General features: G+C 67.9%; 12 protein-coding genes. 6 read left to right on the top strand and 6 right to left on the bottom strand.

Translation table 11 applies throughout. The annotated features are described in order from the left end of the window. The first annotated feature begins 41 nt into the window (after nt 1-41). Both ENSA7_RS42910 and ENSA7_RS00060 read left to right on the top strand, forming a co-directional pair. Entirely contained in the window at nt 42-593 is a 552-nt protein-coding gene (locus ENSA7_RS42910) for a hypothetical protein (RefSeq protein WP_181232806.1), read from the top strand. Next, a complete protein-coding gene (locus ENSA7_RS00060; RefSeq protein ID WP_181232804.1) occupies nt 578-2,368 on the top strand; it encodes a lysyl oxidase family protein in 1,791 nt (596 codons plus the stop codon). The genes ENSA7_RS42910 and ENSA7_RS00060 overlap by 16 nt, the downstream gene beginning before the upstream one ends. A gap of 175 nt (nt 2,369-2,543) precedes the next feature. Here the strand turns inward: ENSA7_RS00060 and ENSA7_RS00055 are convergent, their stop codons facing one another. Further along, a complete protein-coding gene (locus ENSA7_RS00055; protein ID WP_106087126.1) occupies nt 2,544-3,548 on the bottom strand; it encodes a LysR family transcriptional regulator in 1,005 nt (334 codons plus the stop codon). A 108-nt stretch (nt 3,549-3,656) separates the two neighbouring features. Here ENSA7_RS00055 and ENSA7_RS00050 point away from each other — a divergent pair, with 108 nt between their 5' ends. Beyond that, nucleotides 3,657-4,853 carry an MFS transporter gene (locus tag ENSA7_RS00050; RefSeq protein WP_219907883.1) on the top strand — a complete coding sequence of 399 codons (1,197 nt, stop codon included), beginning with the start codon at nt 3,657-3,659 and terminating at the stop codon, nt 4,851-4,853. A 42-nt stretch (nt 4,854-4,895) separates the two neighbouring features. Here the strand turns inward: ENSA7_RS00050 and ENSA7_RS00045 are convergent, their stop codons facing one another. The 5 genes from ENSA7_RS00045 to ENSA7_RS00020 all read right to left on the bottom strand — a co-directional run bounded on the left by ENSA7_RS00045 (nt 4,896) and on the right by ENSA7_RS00020 (nt 10,221). Next, nucleotides 4,896-6,041 (bottom strand): choice-of-anchor L domain-containing protein, encoded by a 1,146-nt coding sequence (locus ENSA7_RS00045; protein WP_146157144.1) that lies wholly within the window; start codon nt 6,039-6,041, stop codon nt 4,896-4,898. Between the two features lie 37 nt (nt 6,042-6,078). After that, nucleotides 6,079-7,686, bottom strand: a complete 1,608-nt coding sequence (locus tag ENSA7_RS00040; protein ID WP_181232802.1) for a hypothetical protein — start codon at nt 7,684-7,686, stop codon at nt 6,079-6,081. Nucleotides 7,687-7,798: 112 nt separating this feature from the next. Next, nucleotides 7,799-8,230 carry a tellurite resistance TerB family protein gene (locus tag ENSA7_RS00030; RefSeq protein WP_106087122.1) on the bottom strand — a complete coding sequence of 144 codons (432 nt, stop codon included), beginning with the start codon at nt 8,228-8,230 and terminating at the stop codon, nt 7,799-7,801. Between the two features lie 103 nt (nt 8,231-8,333). Beyond that, complete coding sequence (locus ENSA7_RS00025) at nt 8,334-9,467, bottom strand: OmpA family protein (RefSeq protein WP_106087121.1); 1,134 nt, start codon at nt 9,465-9,467, stop codon at nt 8,334-8,336. Between the two features lie 184 nt (nt 9,468-9,651). Beyond that, nucleotides 9,652-10,221 (bottom strand): TetR/AcrR family transcriptional regulator, encoded by a 570-nt coding sequence (locus tag ENSA7_RS00020; protein WP_244923669.1) that lies wholly within the window; start codon nt 10,219-10,221, stop codon nt 9,652-9,654. A 141-nt stretch (nt 10,222-10,362) separates the two neighbouring features. On the opposite strand from ENSA7_RS00020, the gene ENSA7_RS00015 reads away from it, so the two are divergent. From ENSA7_RS00015 to ENSA7_RS00005, 3 genes are all read left to right on the top strand, one after another. Beyond that, nucleotides 10,363-10,827: a nuclear transport factor 2 family protein gene (locus ENSA7_RS00015; protein WP_106087119.1), complete on the top strand. Its 465-nt coding sequence runs from the start codon at nt 10,363-10,365 to the stop codon at nt 10,825-10,827. Further along, nucleotides 10,824-11,660: an ergot alkaloid biosynthesis protein gene (locus ENSA7_RS00010; protein WP_106087118.1), complete on the top strand. Its 837-nt coding sequence runs from the start codon at nt 10,824-10,826 to the stop codon at nt 11,658-11,660. Before ENSA7_RS00015 ends, ENSA7_RS00010 begins: the two co-directional genes overlap by 4 nt. An 85-nt stretch (nt 11,661-11,745) precedes the next feature. Beyond that, a complete protein-coding gene (locus ENSA7_RS00005) occupies nt 11,746-12,645 on the top strand; it encodes a TIGR01777 family oxidoreductase (protein ID WP_106087117.1) in 900 nt (299 codons plus the stop codon). Nucleotides 12,646-12,959: the final 314 nt, after the last annotated feature.

Raw genomic sequence — 12,959 nt, 5'->3', positions numbered from 1 at the left:
GCCGTGGTTGTCGGGGTTTTAACCGTGTGAGAAGATCGAGCGTGTGGGCCCGTCGCATCCGCTTGGGAGGTGTCGAGTACGAGTTCGGCGACCGTCGGACCTCGGCGCCTCGCGGGGCTCGCAAGCTGACGCCGCTCGAGCTTCGGCGGCTGCTCGCGCTGCACCGTGGCGACCCAGCGTTTCGCGGGCTCGAGCGCGAGCTTGCGAGTCACCGCCCCGAGCACGTTCGACACCGTGACGTTCGCAGGGGCGCGGGCGCTGACTCGTTCACGGGCGTGGTCTGCCACGAGCTGCCCACGGTGGTCCCCCGGGTCACGCCGGGTGTGATCGAGCGCTACGAGCCGCCGCAGGTCATGCCCTCCCAGCTGCAGCCCATGTTCGACGAGCAGCCCCACTGGGTCGAGATCCTGCTGGTCGGCGAGGATGACAGCGGCATCGTGGGGATCATGTGCGAGGTGACCCTCGCGACCGGCAAGGTCGTCAGGCGGCGCACGGATCGGCATGGGATCGTCCGCATCGAGGGCATCACCAGCGCCGCCAATTGCACGGTCACGTTCCCGAACTTCGACGAGGGCGCGTGGGCGCCAGGTTGACTCGCTCGGGCGTCACGCTGGTCCTGGGTCTGCTCGGGGTGGGCTGCCAGCCCGCGCCGGGTGCCGAGGCCGACGGCGGGTCGAGCGAGTCCGCTGGCGACACCGACGCGCCGCCCAATCAGGCCCCCGCCGCGCCGCGCCTGGCCAGCCCCACCCACGAGTCGCTCGACGTCGCGGTGGTGTCGGAGCTGTGTTGGGACCCCGCCAATGATCCCGACGGCGACGAACTCGGCTATCGCGTGTGGGTTGACGACGTCGAGCTCGCCAACGGCGAGACCGGCGAGTACGGGTTCGCGGGCACCTGCACGGGCCCGCTCAACCTGCTGAGCGAGCGCAGCTACACCTGGCGCGTGCGTGCGTTCGAGCGCGACGATCCCAGCGTCGAGTCACCCGACAGCGAGACGTGGAGCTTCACGACCGGCTGGGACGGCGACACCAAGCTGCTGTTCTTCGACGACTTCTCCGACGATCGGGGCTGGACCGTCAGCGGCGACGCGAGCACGGGCGCGTGGGTTCGGGGCACGCCGCAGCAGGTCTACGACGTCGACAGCGAGCTGGCTCAGCCCGGCGCCTGCCAGGCGGGCGACTGCTATTTCACGGGCGACAACCCGGGCGGCACGCACGGCCAGGCCGACGTCGACGGTGGCGCGGTGGTGCTGACCTCACCGCCGTTCGATCCCAGCTCCGCGACCAGCATCAGCGTCTCACTCGCGCGCTTCTTCTATCGCTCGGATCTGGTGCCGACCGGGGTGAGCCTCGAGCTCGCGCTGCTGGTCCCCGATCCCGACGCCTTAGGCGGCGTCACCGTCCACGTGCTCGAGAAGCTCGACGGCGGGGCGGGGGCCAAGCCCGAGAATCTGTGGACATCGGTCGCGTTCGCGGCCTGCGGGATCGAGCTGGTCCCCGACACGCGGCTGCGGATCACGGCTACTGATCTGGTGGTCCCCGAGGCCGTGGTCGTCGAGGCCGCGATTGACGAGGTCCTGGTCGAGGGCTACCCCAACACCGACGTGTGCGCGCAGGGCCTGGGCTCGCTGTGTGATCCCAACAACCCCGAGCCGGCCTGCGGGGCCGAGCTGCTGTGCTGTCCCGAGGGGCCGGTCTACGACGGGGTCTATCGCTGCGACTACCCAGCGCCCGAGCTCGGCGACACGCCCCCGCTGCAGCCGGGCGGTCCGCTCACCGGTCCGCTCGGCTGCGACGCGCCGGATCTGACCGTGCTCGACTGGGATCTGTCGGTCTACACCCAGCTGATCTGGGTCGCGCCCGACTCGTGCTCGCTCTACGAAGGCTGCGTCGATGGTGTTGGCTGGCGCAAGGTGCTGCGCTTCGACACCAAGACCGCCAACGTCGGCGCGCGCGACCTGGTCCTGGGGATCCCCGCCAACCACCCGGATCTCTACACCTTCTCGCCCTGCCACGCGCACCACCACTTCGACAACTACGCCGCGTACTACCTGCTCGACGGTGACGATGTGATCGCCGCCGGTCACAAGCAGGCGTTTTGCCTGGTCGACTGGGACAGCTGGGCGTGGGATTTCTTGGGCGAGGAAGACCGGGTCTACACCTGCTTCAATCAGGGCCTGACGCTGGGCTGGTCCGACACCTACGGGGCCCACCTCGACTGCCAGTGGATCGACGTGACCGACGTGCCGGTCGGCGAGTACACGCTGCGCATGGAGGTCAACATGCCGCCGGACGAGAAGGCCCACTCGACCCTGGTCGAGCGCCGCTACGACAACAACGTGCTCGAGATCCCGGTCGTCGTGGACTAGGTCTCCTAGAGCACCGACCGGTTTGACTTCACGACGCCAGGCACATCTGGGGCCGCTCCTGCCGTTGTCGACTCGGCGCTCGCAGTAAGCCGGATACAGCTTCGGCCTGATATGGATTGACCGGCCCCAGACGCACCTGACGACGCGACTCCAAACTGATCGGCTGCTCGCGGCATCAGCCCGGCGACCTGGGCTTTCGTGCTGGGCTCTCGATCACGGTGTCACCCAGCGCGGCGGTCATGAGCTCGCGCGTCGCGTCCACAAAGCGACGCACTCGAGGCGGCTGAAATTTCGTGTAGGGGTAAGTCAAATACAGGGGCAGCGGCGGTGCCTCCCAGTCCGGAGCGAGGCGGATCAGGCTGCCCTTGGCGAGCTCATCCCTGACGATCCACGTGGACATCACACACACGCCCAGACCGTGCAGGGCCGCGCTGCGCAGCGCGTACAAGTTATCGGTGCCAAACTTCGGGCGCACCGTGAGCCGACAAACTTCGGCGGTGGCGTGGTGGCTGAGCGTGACATCATTTTTATAGAACGTCTTGAAGGCTAGCCAGGGCAGGCGGGCGAGCTCCTGCGCGTTGCTCGGCCGCTTGGCCCCGTTCAGCACCGACGGCGCGCCTACGACAATTCGTGGAATTTCGGCCAGGCGAATGGCGACAGTCAGCGGGTCGCGGACTTCACCTACCAAGATCGCGCAGTCGACCCCCTCGGTGATGAAGTCTGGCGCGGTGTCTCGCAGCTCCCACTCGATGGTCACCCTGGGGTGCCGGCGCATGAATTCCGCGACCACGTCGACGAGCATGTGCTGACCAAACGCGTGGGGCACGACGACGCGCAGCAGGCCCTCTGGCTCGGCGTCGTCGCCCTTGAGCTCGGCGTCGAACGCCTCCCAGCTAGCCAGCAGCTCCTTGGCCCGACGGTAGCAGCGCTCACCGTCGTTGCTCGGCTTCATCTTGTGGGTCGAGCGGTTCAGCAGCTGTCGCCCCAAGGCTCGCTCGAGCTGCTGTAGCCGACGACTGACCGTGGGTTGGGTTGTGCCGAGCTGAGCCGCGGCGGCGGACAGACTGCCCGCCTCGATGATCTGCACGTAGGTCTGGAGCAGGTCGAGCCGATCCGTCGTGCCCCAGGTGGCGACCGGACGGGAGCCGCGGCGCATCTCGGATTGGGGAGACTTGGTCATACGCCCGAAGTATGACTGATATGTTTCTCGGCCGTCTACAAGCCAACCCGGTGACACGCTACGGTGAAATGCATGGCGAGCCTCATTCAAGCTTCGCATGACGAGGTGATGGCCGACTCCGCGGAATTTCGGGCGCTTCGGTTCGGCCCGGCTCTGATTGGACTGCTGGCGAGCATCGCCGGCCTGGCGGTCGCCTCGCTCTACTACAGCCAGCCGATGCTGGCGGTGATGGCGGAGGCGATCGGAGCTTCGGACACGGAGATCGGCCTGGTCCCGATGCTCACCCAGCTCGGCTACGCGTTTGGGATCTTGTTTCTCGCGCCGCTCGGTGACCGCTTCGACCGTCGGCGCATCATCATCATCAAAGCGGCCGTGCTCGCCGGAGCTCTGTTGGTCAGCGCGGTCGCCTCGAACCTCGAGATCCTGTTGGCGGCGAGCCTCGTCATCGGCCTGAGCGCGACCTTGGCTCAAGATGTCGTGTCGGCCTCGGCCACACTCGCGCCCGAGACGAGTCGCGGCAAGGTGGTCGGCACGGTGATGACAGGGGTGCTGATGGGCATCTTGCTGTCGCGGGTGATCAGTGGGCTGGTGGCGGAGAGCTTCGGGTGGCGCACCATGTTTTTGGGCGCCGCCGCCAGCATCGTCGTGGTGTGGGTGTTGGCCATGCGCGGCCTGCCCCGCGTCAAGCCGACCACGGCGTTGGCCTATTCGGCGCTGCTTGGATCGCTGCTGGTCCTGTGGCGGCGGCACTCCGCGCTGCGCCGGGCGGCGATAGCCCAGGGTCTGTTGTCGGTCGGCTTCAGCGCGTTCTGGTCGACGCTGGCGCTGATGCTGCACGACGAGCCGTTTCATCTGGGCAGCGCAGCGGCAGGGGCCTTTGGTCTGGCGGGGGCGGCCGGGGCACTCGCTGCGCCCGTGGCTGGCCGGCTCGCGGATCGAAAGGGTCCAGTGCTGGTGACGCGGCTGGGCGCGGGGCTGGCCGCGCTGTCGTTTGGGATCATCGCGCTAGCGCCCTTGCTCACACCGCACGGACAGCTGTGGCTGATCGGGGTGAGCGTGCTCGGCTTTGATCTCGGCGTGCAGGTGACGTTGATCGCCCACCAAACCATAATTTACGGGCTCGAGCCGGCCGCGCGCAGCCGGCTCAACGCCGTGCTGTTCACGGGCATGTTCATTGGCATGTCGATCGGCGCGGGTTTGAGCGGCGTGCTGCTGGAGACCTGGGGCTGGACCGCCGTCACGTGGCTGGCGTTGGTGACGTCCGTTGGCGCGCTCGGCCTGCGAATCTCGAAGGCCAGGGATTGACCGTGTTCCCAACGCCATCGCTAGCTTGCCAAGCGTCGCAGGTCAGGGAATGGGCACGGTCGAGGGCCCGCCGCTGCCCTCGCATAGCCACCGAAAGTTATCGAGGAACACGAAGCTGTCGAGGTTGACGTCGTCGAGGTCGAAGATCGCAAACACCAGCTCGATCTGATCACCAGGCACGACCTCGGCGGTCGTCGTCAGCCACGGCGTGCCGGCCCCGTAGCGCATGCAGGTGCCCGCAAACTCGGGCAGCTGTCCATCTTGGTCCTCGTAGTCGAAGAACGCGGCGTTGAGCGACAGCGCGTGCCCACTGTCGTCAAACGAGATGTTGCCGGTCCAGTTCGGCGCCTCGAGCCACGCGATGAACATGTCATTGTAGTTTTGCCCCGCGAACACGGGCCACTCGGTCGTGAAGTAGGCCACGTCAAACGCCAGCGCGTGCGCGTCGTCGGGCACGGTCGTGGTCAGGCGGATCTCCTGATAGTCGTACTTGAACCCGCTCTGCTGAAACTGGGCCTGGATCGTGTTCGAGCAGTCGCCCGTGCCGATCAACCCGGGGTCGACCAGGCAATCGCCGTTGACGTTTGTCTTCTTGATCGGCGCCGGAAATTGGGTGGTGTCCATCCCGTCGCCGGGCGAGAACCACTTGTTGCAATGGAAGATCTGGTTGCCTGGGTCAGTCGGCTCGTCGTCGAGCTCGGCCACGTGGCCAGTCGAGAGCACGAAGTAGGATGACCCCTCGCGCGGATCGTAGGTGTCGGTCGCGCCAAAGCTCGAGCGGATCCCCATGCCGTCCTGGTGGGCGTCGATCGAGGGGCTGATCTGCAATTCGCCGACGCAGCCGAGGCCGATCGCGTTGAACGGGTCGCTGGTGTCGGCGTCGCAGGGCGTGTGCGGGAGCGTGCACTCGCCGTCGCCGTCGCCGTCGCCGTCGCCCTCGCCGCTGCCCACGTCGAACAGCGTCGGATCGCCGTCCCCGTCGCCGGGATCGCCGTCGCCGTCACCGGGATCGCCGTCGCCATCGCCGCCGCTCGTGTCGCTGGCGCTGGCGCTGGCGTTGGTGAGCGTGGCCGTGGCAAACGGCGAGGTCCCGCCAGTGGCCTCGCCGCCACACGCAACCGCGCTCACGAGCAGGCCGAGCACCAGGGGCGACAGTGTGAGGCTGGAGAGTCGTGCGCGGCCAGTCATGCGATGCGGCCGAGCATATCCGAAACCCCGGGCCCGGTCAGCCCTGCAGCCGATCCCAGTCGCCGGCCGCGAAGAACAGGTACATCTCGAAGGCGCTGTAGCCTGCTGCGTTCACGATCGTGCACGCACCGAACGAGTACTCGTCGATGACGTCCGCGTTGGAGCGGATGCCGTGGGCCTCCACGAAGAACGCGGGGATGTCCGGCAACGACGAGTAGAACCCGTCAGCGCGGGTGTTGAGCGGCAGGACCGGCTGGGTCCATGACTTGTTGAACGGATCGCGGCTGACCTCATTGACGACGTCGTTGATCCGCTCGACGTCATAGTCGTCGAGGTAGCGACCGGGGACGCCATCGTCGCTGACAAACGCGTTGGCGCCGACATCCGCCAACACCAGCTCGCGGGCCGCCTGGGCGTCGAGGACGTTCGTCCTCGGCAGCAGCGGGTGCGCGGTGGTGGTGAAGTAGATGTCGGCGACGGGGTCGTTGGTCCAAAAGTCGGACCAGATGCCACGGTCGTCCAGCTGCGGCGCCGGATACAGCACGCTGTGGTAGTTGTAGGCGGTATGGATCGAGGGGCTGTGGTCGCCCCCGCCGAGCTGGACCTTGTTGTTCGCGCCCGAGTCATCCCCCGCCGTCAGGTGGTTGCCCACATAGTTGACCTCCGGGCTGGCGCCGTTGACGTTCGTCAGTCGTCCGCCCCAGTTGAACGCGACATTGTTGATGACGTCGTACCTGCCGCCATCGCCGATGTTGGGCGTCCGGTGACTCTGATGCACGAACAAGTTCTCCAGCGTGCTGATCCGGTCGGCCGGATAGACCTCTGCGAGCCCAAAGATGATCGCCGTCGCGTTCTCCGAGAAGATGCTGCGCTGGACGGTGCCGTCTTGCAGCGGACCCCACGGCGAGATCATCGAGATCGCTTGGTCGTCACAAAAGCTAAATGATGCATGGTCGAAGATGAACCGGTCAGTCCCACCGCTAATGATGCAGTTGTGGTCGTAGACGTCGGGCTCCCCCGTGTAGCTCCCATTGCGGAACCGGGTGTGGCGAATGATGAGATTGTCGGTTGGGAGCGTGGGCAGGTCGTACCCGCCCGCGAACAGCAGCGTATTACCTGCGATCGTGATCCCGCCCTCGGGGGCGGTCTCGCCTGCGATCGTGAGATCGCTGTGCACGTCGATCAGCTCGATTCGAGACTCGAGGTCAATCCGGCCCGAGACGTCGAACACGATCGTGCGGGGGCCCGTCGCGGTGATCGCCGCGCGAAAGCTGCCGGGCCCGCTGTCGGCGAGGTTGGTCACGTGAAGGACCGCGCCGCCCCGACCCCCGCTGGCGATCGATCCTGCGCCAGAGGCCGTGGGGAACGCCTCGAGTGAGCTCAGGACGATCGGCTCGCAGTCGCCGTCGCCGTCACCTGGGTCGCCGTCGCCCGGGTCGCCGTCGCCGTCGCCCGAGTCGCCATCGCCATCGCCATCGCCCGAGTCGCCATCGCCATCGCCCGAGTCGCCATCACCGTCGCCAGCGCCCGTGCCGTCATCCGTCTGCGCGCTCGAGGTCTCGGCGCTGCCCCCGGAGTCTGTGCAGGCAATCCCGATCCCGAGCGAGCTGAGCAACGCGAACGCGCGAGCAGATGTGATGGGCATGGCGGGAGCCTACCGCCCGCGCGGATCTGAACCTAGAAGTCCGTGGTGCAATGCACGACGGCCTCCCGGTACCTCGAGCCCGAGATTCGTTCGGGGTTGCAGCAGTACGGAACTACAGCTCCATCAGGAGCTGCTGGCCGCGCTCGCGCAGCTCGAGGCTGTCTTGCACCCACGTCACGAACAGCCGCGCGACCTCGGTGTCGAACTCGAACGCCTGGGCGAGTGACAGCAGCGCGTCGATCTCACCCTCGACCAGCACATTGTCGGCCATCGCGGCGCACACGGCCTGGTAGTACAAGAAGATCCGGGCCTCGCGATGCTTGACGCCCTTGGCGACCTCGACGATGTCGTTGGGCTTGTCGAACTCGTGGCGGACGCGATCGCGCTCCTCGGGGAGGAGCATCATTTGGCCCATCAGCTCTTCGACGAAGTGCCGTTCGCTGTCGGCGACGTCGTCGTCTTTCGACGCCATGATCGCGACGCAGCGGGCGACTGCCACTTGTTCTTCAGGCGTGATCAGCTCGGCGATGGGGAAATCGAACATGGCTTGGCGCGCAGCGTAACCCAGGAGCGGGCGCGCTGGGAAGCGTCCTGTCCGCCGGACCAAATTTGCGCGATCTCCGGGTGTCAGACCGCGCGCGCCCGCGCTAGAAAACCCAGCCCAGGCCTGCGCCAGCGTCGTAGATGCCTGATCCGCCCCCGCCTCCGCCGGCGCTGGGGACCACCGAGTAGCTCACGGTCGCGTCGATCAGCAAGAACAGGTGGGCGGTCAGGGTCACGGCGATCCCGGGGCCGATCCCAAACACGGCCCCTGGATCCCAGCGCGCCGCCGTGAGCTCGACCGGCTCGGGCTGGTCGGCCTCCTGGCCCAGCCGCGCCTCGTTGTGCTGCATGACCAGGCCGGCCGAGAGCCGCAGCCACCCCCACAGGCCCCCGCGCGCGCCGCCGATCCGCAGCTCGGGCGCCACGCGGATCTGGCTGCGATCGACCCGCGAACAAAACGGCGCACAGCCGCCGGACTGCGCGAACAGGAAGCCGACGTCAATCAGGTGGTCGAACTGCATGCCCAGCGCGATCCGAAACTCGTCGCCGATCCCCCACAGGTAGCCACCGCCGACCCCCCAGCGGCCGTGCTGACGCAGGTACTCGCCCGAGCTTATCGCGTAGCCGCCCAGGCCGAACAAGTACGGCCCGCGAAAGTCCTGGCGCTGGCGCGGTGACGGGGCCGACGGCGGCGCTGGTTCGGGCTCGAGCTCGGGGCCCGGCTCGTCGGGCGCTGGTTCGGGCGCGGGCGCTCGCGGGGGCTCGGGCAGGCGCGACCACTCGCAGGCCAAGAACGCGGCGTCGAACGAGGGTTCGCAGTGGCGTGGGTAGTAAAACCGCAGCTCGACCCGACGGTTGCGGGACTTGGCCTGCTCGTCGGACCCGGGGTCGGTGGCGTCCCACTCGCCGCGAGCCTCGACGCGCACGCGGGCCTCGAGATCGGGCGCCGCGACGAGGATGCGCGCGCGGACGCTCTCGGCCCGGCGCAGCGAGAGCGCGCGGTTGTAGTCCTCCGTGTTGTCCTCGTCGGCGTGACCGACGATGAGCAGATGCAGGGCCGGATCGGCGCTGAGGGACTGCGCGGCCGCGTTGATCTCGCGGTGGGCCCCGGCGTCGCGGAGTTGGTCGTCGTCGACCGCAAACTGGACCGGGTCGGCCAGCGGCACGCTCACGCACGCGCTGGCGAAGAGCGTGAACAACACGCCGAGACCGAGCGCGTGAGTACCAGGGAGAGTCATCGGCAGCTGTGGGTCCGCGATCCTACATCAGACGAGGACTCGGCGGACGAGGGGAGCGCTCCACAGTCAGCGCATGGTCGATCTTCTGACCGACGGACTGCGCGACGGCGCGGGGCGGGCGACATGACCAAGCTGGCTTGAACTGGCTCACGGACGCCCCGAGACCCGCGCCACCGGTTCGCGCTCACTCGCGCGAGACCTGTTCACGGATGCCGGCGACGACGAAGCGAGTCAGACGGTCGAGATAGCGGCTGTCGGCCTGGCCCCCGGTCACGATCATCCGCCAGTAGATCACGCCGCCGAGGATGTCATTGACCAGCTCGGGATCGACACGCTCGTCGAGCTCGCCTCGGGCGATCCCTCGCTCGACGATCGTCGCGGCTCGACGGCGGCGCTCGGTCTGAAGGCGCCCACGGATCGCCTGGGCCAGCTCGGGATTGCGGGGCATCTCTGCGTGCAGGTCCGGCAAAATTCGGCTGACGATCGGGTGGCGAAGCAGCCGTCGCAGGCCGCCAAGTAGCTTGCGGACGTCGCCTTCGAGCGTGCCGGTGTCTGGAATCGTCGCCAGCTCGATCCCGAGCTGCTCCGAACACTCGCTGACCATCGCAAGCTTCGAGGACCACCGCCGATACAGGGCCGCCTTGCCCACGCCGGCGGTCTTGGCGACGCGCTCGAGGCTGATGGCCGCGTAGCCGCGCGCGGCCCATTCCTCGAACAGCGCCCGAGTCAGCGCGGCGGTCACGGTCGGCTGCATCACCGCCGCGCCGCTCGGCGCCCGTGTCGATGTATCTGTCGACTCATCGTTCGCCGGAGCGTCGGAACGCTTGCGTTTCGTCCGGTCTTGGCTCATATCTTGGTCGGAACGATACCGTTCCATCCAGTCAGGATCAACACCATGAACTCGACCCCACTTCCAGACCCGATCTCGAGCTTCTCCGACCTCCTGCGGCGTGCCCTAGGCGACGCCCTGCGGACCGACGCCACGACCTTCCTCGAGATGCTCGCGGACCACGTCGTGATGGAGTTCCCGTACAGCCCGACCGGCAGCGTCGAGCGGCTCGAGGGCCGCCCGGCGCTGGCCCGCCACCTCGAGCAGGTCGCGGGTCTGCTCGAGTTCGACGAGATGCACGATCTGGTCGTGCACCCGAGCCGCGAGGCGGGCGTATTCGTGCTCGAGTTCGGCTGCACGGGCCGGGGCGTGCAAACCGGCGAGCCCTACAATCAGCGCTACATATCGGTGATCCGGGTCCGCGAGGGGCAGATCGTCCACTACCGCGACTACTGGAACCCGCTGATCGTGCTCTCGGCTGTGGGTGGGGTCGAGGCCCTGCGCGCCGCGAGTGGGGGCGCAGCCCAATGACCGGCCGCGTTCTCTTGACCGGGGGATCTGGCAAGACCGCCCGGCGCATCGCGGCCCAGCTGCGCTCCCGCGGCATCGAGCCCCGAACGACGTCACGCTCGCCAGCTGGGCCTGAGGTCGTGCGCTTCGACTGGTCCGATCACGCGACCCACGCGGCCGCGTTGGACGGCGTCGCGGCGATCTACGTGCTCGCGCCCACCGATGCGATTGAGCAGCTGCCGATCATGGCCCCCTTGCTCGAGCGCGCGCTCGAGCAAGGGGTCCAGCGTTTTGTGCTGCTCAGCGCGTCGTCAGTGGAGGAGGGCGGACCCATGATGGGCGAGGTCCATACGTGGTTGCGACGCCACGCGCCCGAGTGGGTCGTGCTCAGGCCGACTTGGTTCATGCAGAATTTCTCCGAGGCGCAGCACCTCGCAACCATCCGCGACGAGGGCCTGCTCTACACGGCCGCGAACGAGGGGCGGATTGGCTTCATCGACGCCGAGGACATCGCCGCGGTCGCCGTTCGGGCGCTGACCGACGTCGAGGTCACAAACGAAGATCTGATCCTGACCGGGCCGCGGACGCTGTCGTACGACGAGGTCGCCGCGATCCTCTCGCGCGTGGCCGGCCGCCCCGTCCGCCACCACACGCTCACGCAGGCCCAGTTGAGCGATCGGATGGTCGCCATGGGCATGCTCCCCGCGTACGCGGACGCGCTCGCGGCGATGGACACGGCGATCGCCGCCGGGGCCGAAGACCGGGTGTCCGAGGCCGTGCTGCGTGTGCTGGGGCGCGCGCCAGGGCGCTTCGAGGATTTCGCCGCGCGCGAAGCCAGCGTCTGGCGTTCATAGTCCGTACCGGCCCGCGCCTCGTCGTGCTTCACGAGGCGCAGGCCCGCCACCGCGGGCGGGCAAAGTCCTGCTAGCCTGGTCGAGCATGCGCGTGGCGATCACAGGGGCGACAGGACTGATCGGCGGAGCCCTGAGCGCGGCCCTGCGCGAGCGGGGTGACGAGGTCGTGGGCGTGTCGCGCTCGCCGGGGCCGTCCATGATCGGCTGGGATCCCCGCCGCGGTTTCGATGCTGCCGACGCGCTGTCGGGCTTCGACGCGGTGGTCAACCTCGCCGGCGAGAGCATCGCCGGGCGCTGGACGGCCACAAAGAAGCGCAAGATCTTGGAGAGCCGGACAAACGCGACCGGCTCGGTGGTCAAGGCGATCGCGTCGGCGAGCGAGCGGCCGCGGGTGTTGATCAACGCCTCGGCGGTGGGGATCTACGGCGACCGGGGCGCCGAGCCGCTCGACGAACACAGCCAGCCAGGCAGCGCGGATGAATTCCTAGTTGGCGTCACCCAGGCCTGGGAAGCCGCCGCGCGGGAGGTGGAGCAGCTCCCGGGGCCTCCCGTTCGACTGTGTCTGGCGCGGTTCGGCGTGGTGTTGGACGCGAACGGCGGCGCGCTCGGGACGATGCTCGGTCCGTTTCGGCTCGGGCTCGGAGGCGAGATCGGCCGCGGTGATCAGTGGATGGCCTGGGTGCACGTGCGGGACGTCGCCGCGGCGTTGATGTACTTGCTCGATCACGACGACTGCATCGGCGCGTACAACTTGGCCGCGCCAAACCCCGTGGACAACGCGGCGTTCACTGCGGCGCTCGGTCGGGTGCTCGGGCGACCAACCTTCATGCGCGTGCCCAAGCTCGGGGTCCGGGTGTTGTTCGGGGAGATGGGCCAGGCGCTGCTGCTCGACAGCCAGCGAGCGGTGCCCAAGCGCCTGCTCGCCGCCGGGTTCGAATTTGAATTCTCAGCGATCGATTCCGCGCTGCGGGAGCTTCTGAGCTGAGCGCGGGCTGTGATCGCGACCGCCCGGTCGGCGACTCGGCACGATGAGCGTGTGGCCCGCTATAGATTTTTGCGCGGTCCCGAAACTGGCACTGAGTTCGTCTCCAACGCGATCTGGCGCCACGGCTCGGCCCGGCCCTGATCACACTGAGTGATCTTGGCTATGATCGCGCGATGCGCTCCCGCGAGCATCTCATGGTTGTTTCGGTTCTGTCCCTCTCGCTCACCGTTGCGTGTGGCGACGACTTGGTCTCGGATGGCTCGTCTGGTGAGACCGGAGCTGACACTCAGGCGCAGACTGAGACGGGGGACACC

It is taken from the genome of Enhygromyxa salina, from assembly GCF_002994635.1.
GTDB classification, from domain to species: domain Bacteria; phylum Myxococcota_A; class Polyangia; order Nannocystales; family Nannocystaceae; genus Plesiocystis; species Plesiocystis salina_B.
This window is presented reverse-complemented; position numbering and strand designations above follow the sequence as displayed.